This window comes from Subsaxibacter sp. CAU 1640 (assembly GCF_023156585.1).
GTDB lineage: Bacteria > Bacteroidota > Bacteroidia > Flavobacteriales > Flavobacteriaceae > JBPOFM01.
Genome location: NZ_JALNMI010000006.1, coordinates 25965 through 44004 on the forward strand (window position 1 = coordinate 25965; position 18040 = coordinate 44004).

Annotated in this window: 21 protein-coding genes; 3 read left to right on the forward strand and 18 right to left on the reverse strand. The window is 37.7% G+C overall.

Annotated features, from left to right (window positions below; translation table 11 throughout):
- Positions 1-7: 7 nt before the first annotated feature.
- The gene (locus M0G43_RS14810; RefSeq protein ID WP_248027763.1) at positions 8-520 is read right to left on the reverse strand and encodes a DUF3124 domain-containing protein; all 513 of its coding nucleotides are present in this window, start codon (positions 518-520) and stop codon (positions 8-10) included.
- 42 nt (positions 521-562) lie between these two features.
- Here M0G43_RS14810 and M0G43_RS14815 point away from each other — a divergent pair, with 42 nt between their 5' ends.
- The gene (locus M0G43_RS14815) at positions 563-709 is read left to right on the forward strand and encodes a hypothetical protein (RefSeq protein WP_248027765.1); all 147 of its coding nucleotides are present in this window, start codon (positions 563-565) and stop codon (positions 707-709) included.
- 18 nt (positions 710-727) lie between these two features.
- Positions 728-931 (forward strand): hypothetical protein, encoded by a 204-nt coding sequence (locus M0G43_RS14820; RefSeq protein ID WP_248027767.1) that lies wholly within the window; start codon positions 728-730, stop codon positions 929-931.
- 203 nt (positions 932-1134) lie between these two features.
- Here the strand turns inward: M0G43_RS14820 and M0G43_RS14825 are convergent, their stop codons facing one another.
- The 6 genes from M0G43_RS14825 to M0G43_RS14850 form a co-directional block, all read right to left on the reverse strand.
- Positions 1135-2628 (reverse strand): YfcC family protein, encoded by a 1494-nt coding sequence (locus M0G43_RS14825; RefSeq protein WP_248027769.1) that lies wholly within the window; start codon positions 2626-2628, stop codon positions 1135-1137.
- Between the two features lie 99 nt (positions 2629-2727).
- Positions 2728-3438, reverse strand: coding sequence for a hypothetical protein (locus tag M0G43_RS14830; protein ID WP_248027771.1), 711 nt, complete (start codon positions 3436-3438; stop codon positions 2728-2730).
- A gap of 79 nt (positions 3439-3517) precedes the next feature.
- Entirely contained in the window at positions 3518-4204 is a 687-nt protein-coding gene (locus M0G43_RS14835) for a potassium channel family protein (protein WP_248027773.1), read from the reverse strand.
- A 12-nt stretch (positions 4205-4216) separates the two neighbouring features.
- A complete protein-coding gene (locus M0G43_RS14840) occupies positions 4217-5989 on the reverse strand; it encodes a TrkH family potassium uptake protein (RefSeq protein WP_248027774.1) in 1773 nt (590 codons plus the stop codon).
- 106 nt (positions 5990-6095) lie between these two features.
- Entirely contained in the window at positions 6096-6593 is a 498-nt protein-coding gene (locus M0G43_RS14845) for a hypothetical protein (RefSeq protein ID WP_248027776.1), read from the reverse strand.
- Positions 6590-7489 (reverse strand): hypothetical protein, encoded by a 900-nt coding sequence (locus M0G43_RS14850; protein WP_248027778.1) that lies wholly within the window; start codon positions 7487-7489, stop codon positions 6590-6592. Before M0G43_RS14850 ends, M0G43_RS14845 begins: the two co-directional genes overlap by 4 nt.
- Before the next feature lie 130 nt (positions 7490-7619).
- On the opposite strand from M0G43_RS14850, the gene M0G43_RS14855 reads away from it, so the two are divergent.
- Complete coding sequence (locus tag M0G43_RS14855; protein ID WP_248027780.1) at positions 7620-8492, forward strand: DUF4349 domain-containing protein; 873 nt, start codon at positions 7620-7622, stop codon at positions 8490-8492.
- A gap of 36 nt (positions 8493-8528) precedes the next feature.
- Here the strand turns inward: M0G43_RS14855 and M0G43_RS14860 are convergent, their stop codons facing one another.
- The 11 genes from M0G43_RS14860 to ccoS all read right to left on the reverse strand — a co-directional run bounded on the left by M0G43_RS14860 (position 8529) and on the right by ccoS (position 18039).
- Positions 8529-8876: an ADP-ribosylation/crystallin J1 gene (locus M0G43_RS14860; protein ID WP_248027782.1), complete on the reverse strand. Its 348-nt coding sequence runs from the start codon at positions 8874-8876 to the stop codon at positions 8529-8531.
- Positions 8877-8906: 30 nt separating this feature from the next.
- The gene (locus M0G43_RS14865; protein WP_248027783.1) at positions 8907-9200 is read right to left on the reverse strand and encodes a chaperone modulator CbpM; all 294 of its coding nucleotides are present in this window, start codon (positions 9198-9200) and stop codon (positions 8907-8909) included.
- Positions 9197-10117, reverse strand: coding sequence for a DnaJ C-terminal domain-containing protein (locus tag M0G43_RS14870; RefSeq protein ID WP_248027786.1), 921 nt, complete (start codon positions 10115-10117; stop codon positions 9197-9199). The genes M0G43_RS14865 and M0G43_RS14870 overlap by 4 nt, the downstream gene beginning before the upstream one ends.
- A gap of 95 nt (positions 10118-10212) precedes the next feature.
- On the reverse strand, positions 10213-11748 hold the full coding sequence (locus M0G43_RS14875; protein ID WP_248027788.1) for a sulfatase family protein: 1536 nt from the start codon (positions 11746-11748) through the stop codon (positions 10213-10215).
- Between the two features lie 150 nt (positions 11749-11898).
- Positions 11899-12600: a sulfite exporter TauE/SafE family protein gene (locus M0G43_RS14880; protein WP_248027790.1), complete on the reverse strand. Its 702-nt coding sequence runs from the start codon at positions 12598-12600 to the stop codon at positions 11899-11901.
- Positions 12601-13047: a FixH family protein gene (locus M0G43_RS14885; RefSeq protein ID WP_248027792.1), complete on the reverse strand. Its 447-nt coding sequence runs from the start codon at positions 13045-13047 to the stop codon at positions 12601-12603.
- A gap of 11 nt (positions 13048-13058) precedes the next feature.
- On the reverse strand, positions 13059-14483 hold the full coding sequence (gene ccoG / locus M0G43_RS14890) for a cytochrome c oxidase accessory protein CcoG (protein ID WP_248027794.1): 1425 nt from the start codon (positions 14481-14483) through the stop codon (positions 13059-13061).
- Positions 14484-14492: 9 nt separating this feature from the next.
- Positions 14493-15461, reverse strand: coding sequence for a cbb3-type cytochrome c oxidase N-terminal domain-containing protein (locus M0G43_RS14895; RefSeq protein ID WP_248027796.1), 969 nt, complete (start codon positions 15459-15461; stop codon positions 14493-14495).
- Entirely contained in the window at positions 15458-15646 is a 189-nt protein-coding gene (locus tag M0G43_RS14900) for a CcoQ/FixQ family Cbb3-type cytochrome c oxidase assembly chaperone (protein WP_248027798.1), read from the reverse strand. The genes M0G43_RS14895 and M0G43_RS14900 overlap by 4 nt, the downstream gene beginning before the upstream one ends.
- Before the next feature lie 3 nt (positions 15647-15649).
- Positions 15650-17845: a cytochrome-c oxidase, cbb3-type subunit I gene (gene ccoN / locus M0G43_RS14905; RefSeq protein WP_248027800.1), complete on the reverse strand. Its 2196-nt coding sequence runs from the start codon at positions 17843-17845 to the stop codon at positions 15650-15652.
- Between the two features lie 5 nt (positions 17846-17850).
- The gene (ccoS, locus tag M0G43_RS14910; protein WP_248027802.1) at positions 17851-18039 is read right to left on the reverse strand and encodes a cbb3-type cytochrome oxidase assembly protein CcoS; all 189 of its coding nucleotides are present in this window, start codon (positions 18037-18039) and stop codon (positions 17851-17853) included.
- Between the last annotated feature and the right edge of the window lies 1 nt (position 18040).

The window sequence follows — 18040 nt, forward strand, 5'->3', positions numbered from 1 at the left end:
TAAAACTTTACCTATTAATTCCCTGTGTGGTGAACGAAATGCCTTGTTGACCTGACGTAGAAATCATGACGGCATCGAAAATGGGTTCGTGGGTGTTTTCTTGTTTGGCCCACTCAAAGATAAAGTTGGCGCCACTGCCACCATGATTGTCTTTTTCGTCTATGACAATCTCAATAGTTTCCAATGGTTTTAGGTACACTGGCGTTTTGGTGTAGGAACGAATCAAATCGCCTTCTGTGTTGTAATAATCTGCTTTTCTAATGTAAATAGTATCTGTAGAGCTGATGTTTCTTAAACTCACGGTTACGGTGAGGTTAATAATGCGATGTTCTGTGACACTGTAGATGGCCGAATACACTGCAAGATAGCTGCTTCCAGTTTGTAGACTGTCTGCAGGATTGATGGTAGCTGCTCTTTCTTTCCAATTGATGGGTGTGATGTCATCATACGGCTGAATTTCTGAATTGCATGAGGTCAACATCAAAAGAAGACTGAATGATATGAGTGCGATGTATTTCATTATTTAAAAATAGGAAAAAAAAAGATAATGATTGTGGGTTGATTGATGATTGTTGATGACAAATTGTTCTCTGGTTATGTCTATTGTATGTGGAAAGTACTCTTTGCAAGAACCAATGTATTCAGTTTTAGTTATTCACAGGCTGGTTTTGAGAAGGAAGCTGTTGATTTTATGAAAGCGTTGCACTAATCTTTCAGTAATGTCCATTTGTTCATCAATGCGGAAGCCTTTCCCGACAGTGCGGAAGCCTTTTCCGACGGTGCGGAAGCCAATTCTGAAAACAAGATTGATAAAACTGAAAACAAGATTAATAAAACTGGAAATAGGGTTTATAAAACTAAAAACAATCCTTATAATAATAAAAACGAGATTGCAAAAACTAAAAACAATATTGTAAAAAACACAAACTAACTCGTCAAAAGTAGAAAATGGATAGGCTTTTTCATCGGATAGACAGGCTTTTCTATTAATTAAGTGAGTAATACTATGCGAGAGATAGGACGTTTTATGAAAAATATATCCTTTTCTGAAAAATTAAGATATCATTTTATCAGGTTGATAGAGTAAACTTTCTATACACCATGTCTTTTTAGTACTTGAACATGGTATATCATTTAATATACAGACACTGTTAAGAATAGCATTATTGTAACAAGTAATATAAAGAACAAGGGCATTATGAATTTCAACCACTTATTGAATCCGATTTTTACTATGGCAAGTGCGGCTAATATCAAACCGGTGGGGATAATAAGATAAAATAAGCCAAGTCCGAACTGATAAGCATTGACAATAATTTCTCTGCCTATATTAACTGTATCTGCCAACGGCGACATGATAGGCATGGTCAACACCGCCATGCCGGATGATGATGGCATAAAGAAAGACAATCCACCATAAATGACGAGCATGACATTGGCAAATATACCTTTGCTCATTCCTTCTGTCATGCCGCTTGCATAAAACAAAATGGTATCACTTATCAACCCATCTTGCATCAGGATGGTGACACCTCGTGCAATACCGATAATAAATGCAACGCTCAATAACTCCGCAGCACCTTTTGCAAAGGCTTCCACAAAAGTGCGTTCTTTTATTTTGGCTACAAAACCTATGATGATGGCCCCTACCAAAAACGTAGCGGTCATCTCGACAAACCACCAATCGAGCGCGGAAACGCCAATGATCATCACCACAAAGCTCATCGTAAATATGAATAAGATGAGTTTCAGTTTTGAAGTGAACTTCACTGAAACATTTGTTTTATGAAGCCCAAATAATTCTTCCAATTCTTCCTTTTGATCATAAATAATAGACTTTTTAGGGTCGGACTTGACGCGCTTGGCATACCGAAGGATATAAAGTATGGTGATTGTCAAGCAAATAAAAAGCATAATTATACGGTTTGGAAGACCTTCCGTCCAGCTAATACCCGCAGCATCTGATGCGATGATAGTTGCAAAGGGATTGGTTGTAGAACACATGGTTCCAACGCTAGAGCCGAGAAAGATACATGCCAGCCCTACCATGGCGTCGTATTTTGCTGCCAGAAATACGGGAATCAAAATAGGGTAGAATGCCATCGTTTCTTCTGCCATGCCAAAGGTGGTGCCACCAGCTGCTATGAGTGTAGTCACTAAAATTATCAATATATATTCTCTGCCTTTGAGCGCATCTGCTAACCAAGCAATACCTGCGTCAAAGGCCCCCGTAAGATTCATGATACCGATGAGTCCACCAATGATGAGAACCAAAAAAATGATATCAGACGCTTCAATAATCCCTTTTATAGGAGCTGTGACCAGTGCTCCAAAACCTTGGGGTTTTGCTTCTAATTGCTTGTAGGTGTTAGGAATACTGATGGGTTTATAGATGTCGCCATTCGTAAATTTTTCTATGGGGATTTTAATATTGAGTGCATCCAAAGTTTCTTGTGTGGCGGGTAATTCTGTAGTTTCTTTTAAGCTGGTTTTTGTAAAGGTATTACTGTCACTGTTATACGATAGATTATCATATTTTCCAGCAGGGATGAGCCAGGTTAGAGTGGTTACTACAGTGGCAATGAGGATTAAAAGGGTTTGGGCGGTTGGAAATTTTAGTTTTCTCATTTGGTTTTGTGATGATTTCAAAAATCTACATGTAGTAAAAGGGATATAAGCGAATTTGAATTCAGTTATTGCAAGGTTGGAAAAAGTATATAGCTAAAATTAAAGTTGTTTTTCGATTCTAGCTGTTCTTGCATCAAGTGCTTTTTGATAAATGTCAAAATCTGAAGAATGAAAATCTGTAATCTTTAATAATAAGTCAGAGGGAATATTATGAGAATAGCTGTTCTTGTTATTTGGGTTAACATTCTTCATCGGAATGTCATTTTTTAACATGACTTTATTCATAAATCTATTCGCAAAATAAATTACATCATCTTCGTAGTGTTCCGTAATTCCTACAAAGTCAAAATTTTCAATAGGAAATTCCCACAAAAATTTACCATAAAAGTTTTGCATTTCCGTTGACAAACAGAACTTCTCCAAACTCCAGGACTCTTCAACAACTCTTTTGTGCAAGGCGGCAGAATTTTTATTATATGTTCTAAACCAATAATGATAATGAGAAATTAATCGCTCTGCTGGGTCTCTCAACCACGTTACAAAAATTGTTTTTGGGTTGTTCTTGAATTTTCTATACTTATACGGTAAGAAATGGCCGTGTATGCATTCAATTCTCTTTACATTGTAGGAAAAACGTTTTAAGAAAGTAAGTTTTTTATCAAAACGTACAGCTTCGTTTATTCGATCATTATAGGTTTTATTGATTGGAATATCTTTGTAATCTCCTAAAAATGATTTGCCATACTCTTTTTGAAGCATCTCTCTAAAACTACCTCCTCCAGATTTAGGAGTATGTAACGAAATTATCATTCAATAGTGGTTAAATTAAAACAAGGTAAATATAGTTTTTTAGCTCATATATACTTGAAAAAGTAATATTTTTAACCATTCAACTCTCCCTCAAAAACCGTTTGATATCCTTATTGGCACCATAAACTACAAGCAAATCGCCTTCGTGAAGTACATCGTCGGGCATAGCGACACCCCTTACTTTGTCTACCTTACGAGTTTTGCCGATAAAGCTGGTGACTTCTTCTTTAGATATGGTAGTCAAAACGAGTAGATTATATTCCTTGCGTATATTGATGTCGCGGATGGATTGTCCATCATATTTAGGTGGCAGTTTGACTTCAACAATACTAAAATCTTCGCTTAATTCAAATGAATCGACTACGCCTTTAAAGCACAATTTTTTTGCCCACCGTTCGGCAGTTTCTTCTTCGGGGTGTACTATCTCGTCTACACCAATGGCTTCCAATACCTTTTGATGCAGCGGGTTTACGGCACGACTGATCAATCGTTTCACATGTAAATTCTTGAACAATGCTGTAGTCATGATGTTGGCGCCTTGGTCCTCGCCTATAGCGATGATGACCACATCGGTATCTTTGAGTGGCAGCCCAGACACGGTATATTCATCAGTAGCATCCATACGTATGGTGTGAGAGATTTTTTCTTTGTAGTTGTCCACTCGGTTCATGTTGGTATCTATACCAATCACTTCATTGCCTGCTGCTGTCAGTTTTTCTCCCAATGATGCTCCAAAACTTCCAAGACCTACGATAATGTATTTCATAATACGAGTATATTAATTGATAGTGATTTCCTCGATGGGATATCTATAATTTTGTTGTTTTACTTTTTTGATAATGGCAATCATGACTGTGAGCATTGATACTCTACCCACAAACATGATGGCGATGATTACCAGTTTGCTGAATGCCGATAATTTGGCAGTGATGCCGAGCGTTAAACCAACGGTGCTATATGCCGAAAAACATTCGAAAGCGATGTCTATTAAACTCATGTCGTGGTCGAATACCGAAATTAAAATAACACCAGCACCTATGACGATAAGAGATAGGGCAATCACGGCAAAGGCTCTATGTACAGAGATTTCGGCTATTTCCCTCCGGAATATTTCTATTCTAGATTTTCCTTTTGCCAAGCTTATAAAGTTAAGAACGGCAATTGCAAAAGTATTTGTTTTGATACCACCACCTGTAGAAGCTGGCGAAGCACCAATCCACATCAATAGAAAAATAAGCATCACCGTAGAAAAATCTAATGAAGCCATATCAATAGTATTAAAACCAGCGGTACGAGGTGTGGTAGCACCGAAGAGAGCTGTCACAATTTTTCCAAACGAACCATGTTCAGCAAGCGTATTGTGATATTCATTGAGATAAAAAAAGATGGTGCCTATAATGGTTAAGGCTGTTGTGGTTACTAATGTAATGCGGCTATTGAGTGTTAAAACCCATGGTCTGTGCGATTGCGCTCTACCACTGAAGTAGTTGATTTTATTAATGAAAAAGTATTTGAGATACTTAATGAGATTCACTACGATAGGGAACCCTAATCCGCCCAACACAAATGATAAAATGATAATGATTTGAAAGAAATAATTGTACCTAAAACCAGCTTCGTACAGTCCATTTGGCAAGGTCGAAAACCCTGCATTGCAGAAGGCTGAAATAGAGTGGAAGGCAGAAAAAAAGAATCGATCAAAAAAAGATTCAAACAGATTCTTATCCAAACTGAAAAAGATGAATATCGCTGCAAACAACTCAATGGAAAAGGTGATGAGGATGACACGCTTGAATGTCGAAAAGACTTCGCCTATTTTATTAGAACCCGTCATATCGCTTAAGGTCAATTGGTTTTCATACGTGGCACCACCTTTAAAAAAATAACTGAAGTAACTGGCAAACGTAAGAATGCCCAATCCGCCAGCCTGAATAAGGCACATAATAATGGTCTGTCCAAAGGTGGTGAAATAGCTACCAGTGTCTACCACAATCAACCCCGTAACACACACAGCACTTGTGGAAGTAAATAATGCATTTACGAAAGAGATACCGTTATAGGTGGCTTTTGGCAACATCAATAATATGGCACCAACAAAAATGATGACCAGAAAGCTAGCGATAAACAACTGTGCTGGATTTAAAGAGGTGCGCTTGTAATTGATTTGCTGTTCTGAAAACTCACGGATAAAAGTGAGGATGATGGCAAATTTCATCCAATCATCATCATAGAGAAAGGAGATATGCCGATGCGCTTCTTCACCAAAGAAATGGGCAATCAGGACAAAAATTGTAATAACAATCGTACTGATATCAAAGAAGAGCACCTTCCGTTTATAAGATTTGTTTCTGTTGAGATATCGAAACACTGTTGAGGTGATACCGATAATCAGCACAAAAAAGTAGTAGCTGTTTAAATATGCCTGAAACGTTGCAGATTGTGTAAAACCAAAATCAACAATGAACAATACCATACCAATGATACTGATGATGAAGGCAAATTGAAAAAAATAAGAAAGGTTGTTTTTGATATACTTTGGAAGTACAAACATCTCTATAAAGACGTGGGTCTTGTTAAATTATTGGAACCAGTGAATTGTTCTCTAACAAAATTACGGTTTTTACCAATAGACAGCCTTAAATATCTGGTTTATTATTTTAGGGGTTTTCAAACTTTACTTTGGTTGCCTTGACAGATTGATTGTCTAGAGTTATTGTTCTTGAGGTGATGATGGCAGTAATTGAATCGGGAATTACTTGAGAGCCTTGCACTTTTTCAAAATAGAGTTTAAGTCTTTGGATTGAATCATTTTCCTGAATAGTGGCTCCTTTTTGCTGAATGTTTTGGATACTGTCGATATCCGAATAGTTATAAGAAGCATCGCCATCTTTAGTGAGTTCTTGAAGCTGTATCAAAATATCTTCTCTAAATTCTGGATGTTCGTTTTGTAAACGAATTAAGTCAAAATAATTCTTCAGCTTTGAAATGGCCAAATTTTCATAGCTTTCTTTAGCTTTAATAGGCGCAGACATATCGAAATCTCGTGTTGGTGCTTCTAACTGCTCTTCATCAACGACCTCAAGTTTGGAACTTTTTGTTTCGTTGGCACAAGACATCCAAAGTAAACACAGTAGTATGTAAATGCTCTTTTTCATCGTACCATAAATTTTAGATTTACAATTTTTCCCTTGGACAATGTTTTGTCTAAAATCTCAATGTTTTTGAGACTATTTGTAGGCGTGGTGAGCAATCTGATGAAATCATCTTTGGAATATAGTTCAACATTCATACTGTTGTCCAAAAGCTGATATATTTGAGCATCTTCTGCAATAATTGCCTGTAATTTAGCTTTATGTTTGTTCCAGTCCTTGACGTTTCCGTTGGTATAATAGGAGAGCATCAGCGCATAATCATCTGTGTCTAAATGAACGGTTTGGTTTTGATTGGCATCGATGCTTCTAATAATCGTGTCTGTTTTATGAAAAGGCGATTTCACGATAAATTGAATGCGGTCTTTTTTGGTGGTATAGGTAAAACATCCCATACTGTCAGTCTTGAAATAAAGAGGCGATTCATCTTCTTGAATGATTTTAATGTCCAACTGAATCTTGGTAATTGCCTCATTTCTTATAGAATCAACAAAACAAAAGTGAAACTCGTTTTTTGAATTCAACCCATAAATTGCGTAAGCCAATAATGGAATCATCAATAAGGCGATGTACGTTACAGCACGTGAGCGTTTATGAGAGGTTTTGGTATAGGTGATGGATTGTGAGCTTTTAAAGTCGTTCCAATTTTTATGGCCTACATACGCACTCAAAAGGTTGAGCATATCGATGCGAGGCAATTTGTCAGGTTCATTTTTAAAATAGGTATAGAACCATTTTTCGCTTACTTTGGCTTTGACCTTCCTAAATAAATCTTCTTGAAAATCTGTAATGGTTTCACCGTTCCATTCTTCCATTGAAGATGGTGCAGAATTTCCATCCAAAAACACTTGCGTCACTGCGTTTTTTAGTTGTGAAAAGTAATATTTGTTTTCGGATGTCAAGTTTATAAACGTATGATTTTCAGTATGATTTATATTGTAAAATAGGTTACAATTGTTTTACAAGGGTTTTACAACCGCTTCCAAATGTCTTGCTTTAGGTTTGTTTTCATAATTCTTAAAAATATAAAATATGAAAGCAATTAACGTAAAAACCCTGTTTAAAATTTTGATGGTCAGTTTAGGAGTGGCAATTTTTTATGGCTGTCAGCAAAATGCAAAATTCAAAGAAGATGTATCTGTTTCTGAAGTTGATGTTTCAGAGGACTATTCATCTTTAGACAAAGAACTAGCAGCACCTATGAAGCCTGAAGTATCTGATAATAAAGTGCCAGTGGATTTGAAAATCATTAAGACGGCGAACTCCAGATATAAAGTTAAGGATGTTAAAAAAGCAACCAAGCAAATCAAGCGAATGGCCTTTGCCTATGACGCTTATATTTCAGATTTGCGCTTTGAGAATGACCAATACAAGAAAGAAATTCGATTTACCATTAAGATTCCGGCAAAACATTTTGATATTTTGATGGATTCCATCAACGTAGTTTCTGAATTTACCGATTTTGAAAATATCACAACCAAAGATGTGACTGAAGAATATGTGGATATACAAACGCGTCTTAAAACAAAGCTTGAGGTCAAAGAACGCTATGAAAACATTTTAAGGCAAAATGCCAAAACGGTTGAAGACATTTTAGCCACTGAAGATAAATTGAGAATTATACAGGAAGAAATAGAGTCTGCCCAAGGAAGGCTCAATTACTTGACCAATAAGGTAAGTTATAGCACCATACAAATAGACCTTTACGAAACTGTGGATTTTAAGGTAGAGCCAGAAGTTTATAACAAATCCTTTTGGTCAAAAACTAAAGAAGGATTCAGCTTTGGTTGGGATATGATTGAATCTATTCTCCTTGTCATCATTCATATTTGGCCAATATTGTTGTTAGGAATTTTAATTATAAGTTATGTGAGATATCGAATGAAAACTGATAAAAAAGCTTAATTTTTTAACCCTTTACACTCAACAAGGTGTGAAGGGTTATTTTTTAAATTCTGAAATGACTTCTATGAGTCCTACAATGTTTTGATTAAATTCATCAAGTTCTTCAGAAGGAACCCATAATTCATCGTGAATGGCTCCTCCAACATTTTTTATTTCATAACGTTTTAAGAAGTTGGTGTCAACTTCAAATTTTGTAACATATCCTGCACCATAATCGTTCACATTCCACATTCTTGTGATTTGGGTTGCATATTCTTCGTTCATCACAGGATAAAATATAGGCTGTTCGGGTAGTCTTGGCGGAAATGCTTTGTATTCTAATTCTTTTATCAGTTCTAATTCCTTGTCATTCACTGGACGAAAAAGCGTTGTGGTATTTTTCATAAGTTGTAAATATGACAAACTTAAATAAAATTACTCTTCATAAATCCCCAATCTACTTTTCACCGATTGCAATTCCGATTGTAAGGTTTCGATACGTTTCAATAAATTTAAGACACTGTCAATTCCTTCAAAGTTGATATGTAGATCTTGATGTAAACGAATCATCTTTTCCAAATGTTGGATGTGATCTTGATGAATGCAATTAGATTGCGCCACTGTGGTGATTTCAATCAAGCCGTGCTCATTGAGACCAGTAAAGAAAGACGTTTCCACTTGGTAATGCTTGCACAGCGTTTTGATGGGAATGAGGTTCTTGGTGCTCATAAGCTTCGTAATTTTGAAAGTTGTTCTATTAATTCTTTTTCTTTGGATGACAAGTTAGTGGGCATCTCTATTTGATAGGTAATGTAGAGATCTCCGTACTGTCCTTCTTTTTTATAAATAGGAAAGCCTTTGCCTTTCAATTTTACTTTAGTGCCATTCTGTGTTTCGGGCTTTATTTTCAGTTTGGCTTTACCGTCAAATGTATCTACGGTAATGTCACCGCCCAAAAGCGCTTTATATAAATCCACGTTTACAGTGCTGTAAAGATCATTGCCGTCGCGCTTAAAGGATGTATTGTTGAGAATATTGAACTGAATGAGCAAATCGCCATTTGGTCCACCATTGATACCAGGATTTCCTTTGCCTTTTATTTTGATAACCTGCCCATCCTCAACACCTGCTGGTATGGTCAAACGGATATTATTCCCATTAACGGTCAGCACACGTTTTTCTGTTTTGTAAACATCCGTGAGATTCAGTTGTAATTGTGCACTTATGTCTTGACCCCTGAAAGATGAAGATCTACCGCCACTGCGTGCTCCTCTAGCTCCTCCAAACATCGATTCAAAGAAATCAGAGAACTCACTACCTTCAAAATCTTGGCCGGAAAAGCCTTGATATCCTCCGAAATCTTGCTGTTGGTATTGGCGTTGCGATCGTTGCTGACGTTGTGCCTCTTCATAGGCTTCCCCGTGTTTCCAATCCTTACCATATTTATCGTATTTCTTACGGTTTTCGGCATTGCTCAAAACTTCATTGGCCTCATTGACTTCTTTGAACTTTTTTTCAGCTTCTTTATCGTTTGGGTTGAGGTCTGGATGGTATTTTCTGGCGAGCTTTCTATAAGCTTTTTTAATCTCGGCTTCGGTGGCGTTTTTAGATACGCCAAGTATTTTGTAGTAATCTATAAAGTCCATAGATGGTTGTCGGAATTTAATCTAGCATACAAGTTAGTGGTTTTTAAACAGACCAACAATGCTTTTAAAAGATGATTAACAAAGACATCTTCATTTTAATGTTCTTTTTTGATGGCTTCAATACGAGCTTTCATTTGCTTCACAATTTCGGGATGTTCATCATAGACATTTTTATGTTGATAAGGGTCTGTTTCCAAATTGTACAATTGGGCCTCTGGTGCATCCTCTTTGAGTTGTCCGTTGGCAATGTCACTATTTGTTTGACCTGTAAATGGAAAAGCGGCTGGACCACCAAAGTCGTGCATCCCTTGATGTTTAGCGCCGAAGCCGCCGCCACCTTGTCCTGATATATACATCCATTTGCCTTGTCGCAATGCTAGGTTGTTGAGATTATTGGGTGCAATTAGTAGCTCTGACCGTTCAGTTTTGTCTTTGGAATTTGTCAACACCGACAAAAGATTCTTGCTGTCCACGGCCTGTCCTTTAGGTATTTTGGTACTGACGATGGCTGCAAAGGTCGCCAACATATCCACATTGGAAATCAAAGCATTGGACACGGTTTGTGGTTTGATATGTCCAGGCCATCTTGCAATAAACGGAATGCGATGACCTCCTTCCCAAGCATCAAATTTAAAGCCCAATAAGTCACCATTGATTTTATGGTCCATCGCATAAGCATCCTGTCCACCTTGATTGAGCATCCCGCCATTATCACTGGTAAGAATCAAAAGCGTATTGTCGGTAAGGCCCTCTTCATCCAATGTTTGCATAATTTCGCCCACTATCCAATCGAGTTCATGAATGAAATCGCCATAACGTCCTGCATCGCTGGTACCAAGAAAACGTTTATCTGGTGTAAATGGATGATGGATGTTGGTAGTAGCAAAATAAAGAAAGAAAGGTTTTTTTGAGTTTGACTTTATATAATCCAAAGCCTTACCCTTAAGCGTTGTGCCCACCTTGCTATCTATATAAAGTTCGTGTGCCTTTTCTGCACCACCTATTTTTTGGTCCCACTTATTCCATTTTTCAGGATACGGTTGGGTTTTTGCCTCCTTGCCATAGATTAAAGGATCGTCTTCTGTAAGCCCTACCACTTTATAGTTTTCAACGTATACAAATGGCGGGTGGCTGTTGAGAACAGGCACTCCGTAGTAATAATCAAAGCCCAATTCCAACGGACCAGGTTTTAGTTCTGCATTCCAGTCTACAGGTCGTTTGTTTCCAAAGCCTAAATGCCATTTTCCAATGCAGGCAGTAGCATATCCTTGTTGTTTAAAAACATCGGCAATCGTCAATTTATTGGTGTCGATAATTAGGGAATCTCTATCGAAAATGGCACTTGATAGATTATTATTACGCACAGGATATTCGCCCGTTATCACTGCATAACGCGATGGCGTGCACACGGCAGAAACGGTGTGCGCATCCGTAAAACGAATACCTTGATCTGCAAGTTTATCAATGTTGGGTGTTCTTACTTTTGTGGCACCATATACGCCTACATCGCCATAACCCAAGTCATCCACGTTAATGTATATGATGTTGGGTTTTTTGGTTGTTTTTTGGGCAATAGTGGTATACGAGTTTAGTATTACGAATGATGCTAATAAGAAAATGAATTTAGACATGTTTTAAAAAGGTCTTTTTGGAATGATCATGAAGTGGTATGTATCGAAATACGTCTTAACTAAATTAACCATTTTCATCGGAACTTCAATAACAATGACCAAACTTGTTGAGTAAAATGAAAATTGATAATGTTGAAATTAATTCTTCCTTTAATGACAATTCATATTACTTGTAGCCATCTCAACAACTGGTTCTGGGGAAATGTAAGGAATGCCCAATCCCAAGCCACGAAGAATGAAGAGCGCACCGATGATAATCACGAAAACCGGAATCGCTTTTTGAATACGCTGTTTGATGGTTGCATTTAAGAACTTGCCCACATAAATGGCTGACGTCATCAATGGAACAGTGCCCAAACCGAAAAGTGCCATATACAAGACACCTTGAGTAACAGAAGCGTTTACTAAACTACCAAAAACAGCCATATAGACTAAGCCACAAGGTAAAAATCCATTCAAAAAACCAATGGTCAAAAACGTATCGGCAGCTTTCTTTTTTAGAGCTGGTCCCAAGTTGCTTTTTACTTTTGAAATAATCTTATGAAGTGGTTTGGATAGATTGTATTTGTTAAGTGTTCTATATGGAAGCAATACAGCCACAATCATCAATAGACCAATGATGATGGAAAGTTGTTGTTGTAGGCCAAAGATGTAAAGGTTCTTTCCGATGAGTCCGAATACTAATCCAATGGAACTATATGCCAATAATCTACCAATGTGGTAAGTAGTTATCTGACTTACTTTTTTGATGGAATTGGTTCTATCTACAGGCAACATAAAGGCAATGGGTCCGCACATGCCAACGCAGTGAAAACTACCCAAGATTCCGAATATGAATGCAGACCAAAGCATTTAGTAGATGATTTCTTTTTTATAGCGATATAGGATATTCTCGTATTCCCAATCTATAATGATGTTCCAACGACCACCCAACAAACGTTTGTCAGGTATGAGCAAATGGTTGCTTGACAACGAAATTGGAATTTCGAAGTCAAATTGCTTGTCAGATGGTCGGTATAGGAACACACTTCCGGAGATTTTAGAGACGTGTAGATTCTCCGGGAAGATGATGAGCAATCCGTCACTGGTTTTTTCCCAAGTAATGTTTTGCTTTAATGTTCTGGAATTATTTTCCTTATTGATATTGTTTTGAAAATCGAGCTCTTGTTTGTAATAATTCTCTGTAACCAAATCATGATCATATTTTTTATCAGTGCTCATAGTAATTACAAAGTACATGATAAAGCCGATGAAGCTTATAAAAGCTAATACAATCCCTGTTCCCCAATTAAATTTCATAGTGTTTTATATTAATGGTAACTTCTTGGTCCCAAAAAGTTGACCGTTGTTGTTTCTATCAATTTGTTGTGGCTATAGACATCTATGGTCAGTTTGTTTTTATCGCCTTTTAATTCATTCTTTTTGATCTCTATAAAGAGTGTGCCTTCAGCTAAACCTTGTGCTGGGACTTCAAAATCTTCGGATGTAGATACCAAGTGAATGGTACCTTTAAAATTTCTGATCTTGAAACTGACGTTGTCAATCTCTTCATTGGTTTTATTCACCAGTTTATATGTGAATACATTGCTAATGATGTTTTTCTCTTTCTTTTCATATAGTTGTCCAGGCAATCGCAATATTCTGGCTTCAACATCATTTCTCAATAATAGCATGCCGCTCAATACTCCAATAAGTATGATAAGTACGGCGATGTAGCCTTTCATTCTGGCTGTGAGTTTGAACTTTTCTTTCTTTTCAATTTCGTCTTCACTGGCATATCGAATCAAGCCTTTAGGTAGATTGATGCTTTCCATAATATGGTCGCACTCATCAATACACGCAGTACAATTAACACACTCCAGTTGTGTGCCGTTGCGAATATCGATGCCTGTAGGGCAAACATGTACACATTGCAGACAGTCTATGCAATCGCCGTGACCTAAAGCTGTTCTGTCTTCATTTTTTCTGAATTTTTTTCTACCGTTTTCGCCTTCACCACGTTTATGGTCATATGCCACAACAATCGATTTATTGTCCAGAAGCACACCTTGCAGTCTTCCGTAAGGACAAGCGATGATACATACCTGCTCTCTAAACCAAGCGAACACAAAGTAAAAGACTGCCGTAAAAATGAGCAGCGGGAGAAGAGTGCCCAAATGTTGAGAAGGACCTTCAATGATATATCCCATAAGCTTATCGCTACCAATTAAATATGCGAGAAAGATATTGGCAATCAAAAATGAAATCACCAAAAAGATGAACCATTTGAAAAGGCGTTTTCTAATTTTTTCTGCATCCCATTTTTGAGCATCAAGTTTACGTTGTTTGTTTCGGTCACCATCTATCCAGAATTCAATGCGTCTAAAAACCATCTCCATGAAAATGGTTTGAGGGCAAATCCATCCGCAGAAAATACGACCAAACCCTACTGTAAAAAGTGTCACGAAGATGACACCTATAATCATGGATATTACGAACAAGTGAAAATCTTGTGGCCAAAACGGAAACCCGAAAATATTGAATCGGCGTTCCAAAACATTGAACATTAAAAACTGGTTACCATTAATTTTGATAAATGGCGCCGCAAAGAGGAATGCCAATAAAAGGTAACTAACAATTTTACGTTTGTCATAAAACCTGCCACTTGGTTTTTTAGGAAACACCCAAGCACGCTTGCCTTCCTCGGTAATGGTACCAATGGAGTCTCTAAAATTTTCCTCGTTTGGCGTTTCCATGAGATTTTATTATTTATCTTCTTTTAGCGTTACGGTCGAGTCGATTTCAATGACCTCTTTCTCAATGGTTGCAGGAACTTCCAAATCTTCGATAGGAACTTTATCAGTGGTCCAGATATCACCTTCAGGTTCTTTTGGTTCAGCAGGAGTAGTGCCTTGGAATGTGAGTACGTAACTTGCTACTTGGGCAATTTCGGATGGTTTTAAACTTTGTTTCCATGCAATCATACCTTTACCGTTGCGGCCACCTTCAGAAATGGTATGGAATACATTTTTAATGCCACCACCCAAAATCCAATGCTCATCTGTTAGATTAGGCCCAATACCGCCACCACCATCTGCTTTATGGCAAGCCACACAGTTGGTTTCAAAAATATTTTGCCCAGCTTTTAAATCGCCTGCATCCACCAATACTTCAACAGTATTGAAATCCACCAAATCTTTTGCAGTTTTCTTATATTCTTCAATGGCTATTTTAGCTTCAGCATATTCTTGTTCCAATTCTTCATATTGATTATCGCCACTAAACACATGAAACCTTAACATATATACCAGCGCAAAAATGATAGAGATGTAAAAGCAGTACAGCCACCAAGGCGGAAGCGAATTGTCTAATTCCTTGATACCATCATAGTTGTGGTCAAGTATAATTTCGTGTTCTTCTTCAATAGGTTTTGAACCCAATAATTTTATATAGGTTTTTTGAACCCATTTGATAATGGCTGGCTTTTCAGTTTTTTTGGCGTCATAACGAGCTCTTGCTTCTTCATCAAGACTTTGATAGAGCGTATTTTCTAAAGTACTTACAATACCTTCCATTGCAACTAGAATCAAGAACACTAGGAGAAGGAATAGTGATATATAGGGATATTTCAGAAAGGCTGGTCTGTCACCAGAATCTACAAAGTATTCTACCAATAACGCTATCGAAAAAAATACAACAGGAACTCGAAGCCAAGAAGGAATATAATGTCTCATGGGTTTGTGTTATTTTGATTAGTATCTAGTGGCAATTCGCTCACGGTTTTGATGTAGTCTTTTTCAGCAGTGATAACCCACCAAAATAGAGCAACAAAAAAGAGAAAGAATATCATTAGAGAGATTAGCGGGTATATTTCAATACCAGCAATACTTTCCATATGGTTTTTTACAAATTTCAACATGGTTTAAGGATTTTGAGATGATAATTCTGCTTCTAATTCTTGAACTTTGATGTCAGTTCCCAGGCGTTGTAAATAAGCAATAAGAGCCGTTATTTCTCTATTTCGCATTTCGATGAATTCACTGCCGCCAGCTTTTTTATCGGCTTCATAGCTTTCTGCAAAGTCGGGATCTGTATAAAGGTTTTTCTCGATTTGAGTCCCTTGTTCAGTCATGCTTTTTTGAGCGTTGGCAATCTCTTCTTCAGAATATGGAACGCCTAGCTTTACCATGGCTCTCATTTTGTCTTTTGTCATTGATTTATCCAATTCATCGCGAATCAACCACTGATAAGCAGGCATGATGGAGCCTGAAGAGGTACTTTGTGGGTCATACATGTGATTGAGGTGCCAATTATCAGAGTATTTGCCTCCTACACGGTGTAAGTCTGGTCCTGTACGCTTACTTCCCCAAAGGAAAGGGTGGTCATAGACATATTCGCCAGCTTTTGAAAATTCGCCATAACGTTCTACTTCACTTCTAAATGGACGCACCATTTGAGAGTGGCAGCTCACACAACCTTCACGAATATAGATGTCACGACCTTCCAATTCTAATGGCGTGTAAGGTTTGACACTTGCTATTGTCGGAATATTTGATTTTACGATGATAGTCGGTATAATCTGAATGATTCCGCCAATCAATATTGTGATGGTTGCCAATATGGTCAATTGCACAGGTTTGCGCTCTAACCATGTGTGGAATCCTTCACCAGCAATACGTGTTTTTGATACACGTTGCAATGCTGGGGCTTCGGCCAACTCATCGCCAACCTCGCTGCCTTTTCTGATGGTGACGATGATGTTATAGGCCAACACAAACATTCCGATGATGTATAAAGTACCACCAATAGCTCGCATCCAATACATCGGGATGATTTCAGAAACGGTTTCTAAAAAGTTACCATAGACTAAAGTTCCGTCGGGATTGAACTGTTTCCACATACTGGCTTGAGTAAATCCAGCGACATACATGGGTAATGCATAGATGATGATACCTAAAGTGCCAATCCAGAAATGGAAGTTTGCAAGTTTTGTTGAATGTAGTTTGGTGTTGAATAATCTTGGCACCAACCAATAAATCATTCCGAAGGCTAAAAATCCATTCCAAGCCAAGGCTCCAACATGTACGTGTGCAATGACCCAATCTGTAAAGTGCGCAATGGCGTTGACGTTTTTGAGTGATAACATTGGTCCTTCGAAGGTAGCCATACCATAACCCGTAATTGCCACAACCATAAATTTCAACACGGGGTCAATACGTACTTTATCCCAGGCACCACGCAATGTCAAAAGTCCGTTTATCATTCCACCCCAAGAAGGCATTAAAAGCATCACCGAAAAGGCAACTCCCAAGTTTTGAGCCCATTCAGGTAAAGCAGTGTATAATAAATGATGAGGTCCTGCCCAGATGTAGATGAAAATCAATGACCAAAAGTGTACAATTGATAATCTGTAGGAGTAAATAGGTCTATCGGCCGCTTTCGGAACAAAGTAGTACATCAACCCTAAAAACGGCGTTGTCAAAAAGAATGCCACCGCATTATGCCCATACCACCATTGCACCAAAGCATCTTGAACACCAGCATAAACCGAATAACTTTTCAGTCCGCTCACGGGAAGTTCTAAACTGTTGAAGATATGAAGTACGGCTACAGTAACAAAAGTGGCTAGGTAAAACCAAATGGCAACATACATATGACGCTGACGTCTTTTTAAGATTGTTCCTATTAAATTCCAACCAAATGCTACCCACACCAAGGCTATGGCAAGGTCTATCGGCCATTCTAATTCAGCATATTCTTTACTTGTAGTATAGCCCAATGGTAATGTGATGGCTGCCGCCACAATGATCAATTGCCATCCCCAAAAATTAAAGTTGCTCAAAGCATCACTAAACATTCTGGCTTTCAGCAACCGCTGCGAAGAATAGTATACACCAGCAAAAATAGCGTTACCAACAAAGGCAAAAATAACAGCATTGGTATGCAGAGGTCTTAAACGACCAAAACTTAACCATGAAATGCCATCGGTGAGGTTAGGGAATAAGAACATAAAGGCTAGGAGTAACCCAACCAACATACCTACGGCACCCCAAATCATGGTGGCGAGTAAGAATTTTTTAACAATCCTGTTGTCGTAGTAAAATTGTTGTACTTCCATAATAATTAGTTAAACTTTTGATTTTTAATGGTTTTCTTGGTTTTGTTTTTGACAAGTTCGTCCTCGAATAGCATGCGAACGGAAGGTGTATAATTGTCATCGTATTGACCTGATTTAACGGCTTTTATAAATGCAGCAAAGAACAGCACTGCAATGACGATGCTAATGGTCAATAAAATGTATATAACACTCATA

Coding starts and splice junctions, on each gene's coding strand:
- M0G43_RS14830 (WP_248027771.1), bottom strand. CDS start 3,438: ATGATAATTTCGTTACATACTCCTAAATCTGGAGGAGGTAGTTTTAGA.
- M0G43_RS14865 (WP_248027783.1), bottom strand. CDS start 9,200: ATGAGCACCAAGAACCTCATTCCCATCAAAACGCTGTGCAAGCATTAC.
- M0G43_RS14860 (WP_248027782.1), bottom strand. CDS start 8,876: ATGAAAAATACCACAACGCTTTTTCGTCCAGTGAATGACAAGGAATTA.
- M0G43_RS14840 (WP_248027774.1), bottom strand. CDS start 5,989: ATGTTTGTACTTCCAAAGTATATCAAAAACAACCTTTCTTATTTTTTT.
- ccoS (WP_248027802.1), bottom strand. CDS start 18,039: ATGAGTGTTATATACATTTTATTGACCATTAGCATCGTCATTGCAGTG.
- M0G43_RS14870 (WP_248027786.1), bottom strand. CDS start 10,117: ATGGACTTTATAGATTACTACAAAATACTTGGCGTATCTAAAAACGCC.
- ccoN (WP_248027800.1), bottom strand. CDS start 17,845: ATGGAAGTACAACAATTTTACTACGACAACAGGATTGTTAAAAAATTC.
- M0G43_RS14880 (WP_248027790.1), bottom strand. CDS start 12,600: ATGCTTTGGTCTGCATTCATATTCGGAATCTTGGGTAGTTTTCACTGC.
- M0G43_RS14825 (WP_248027769.1), bottom strand. CDS start 2,628: ATGAGAAAACTAAAATTTCCAACCGCCCAAACCCTTTTAATCCTCATT.
- M0G43_RS14810 (WP_248027763.1), bottom strand. CDS start 520: ATGAAATACATCGCACTCATATCATTCAGTCTTCTTTTGATGTTGACC.
- M0G43_RS14855 (WP_248027780.1), top strand. CDS start 7,620: ATGAAAGCAATTAACGTAAAAACCCTGTTTAAAATTTTGATGGTCAGT.
- M0G43_RS14875 (WP_248027788.1), bottom strand. CDS start 11,748: ATGTCTAAATTCATTTTCTTATTAGCATCATTCGTAATACTAAACTCG.
- ccoG (WP_248027794.1), bottom strand. CDS start 14,483: ATGGAAACGCCAAACGAGGAAAATTTTAGAGACTCCATTGGTACCATT.
- M0G43_RS14895 (WP_248027796.1), bottom strand. CDS start 15,461: ATGAGACATTATATTCCTTCTTGGCTTCGAGTTCCTGTTGTATTTTTT.
- M0G43_RS14885 (WP_248027792.1), bottom strand. CDS start 13,047: ATGAAATTTAATTGGGGAACAGGGATTGTATTAGCTTTTATAAGCTTC.
- M0G43_RS14835 (WP_248027773.1), bottom strand. CDS start 4,204: ATGAAATACATTATCGTAGGTCTTGGAAGTTTTGGAGCATCATTGGGA.
- M0G43_RS14845 (WP_248027776.1), bottom strand. CDS start 6,593: ATGAAAAAGAGCATTTACATACTACTGTGTTTACTTTGGATGTCTTGT.
- M0G43_RS14900 (WP_248027798.1), bottom strand. CDS start 15,646: ATGTTGAAATTTGTAAAAAACCATATGGAAAGTATTGCTGGTATTGAA.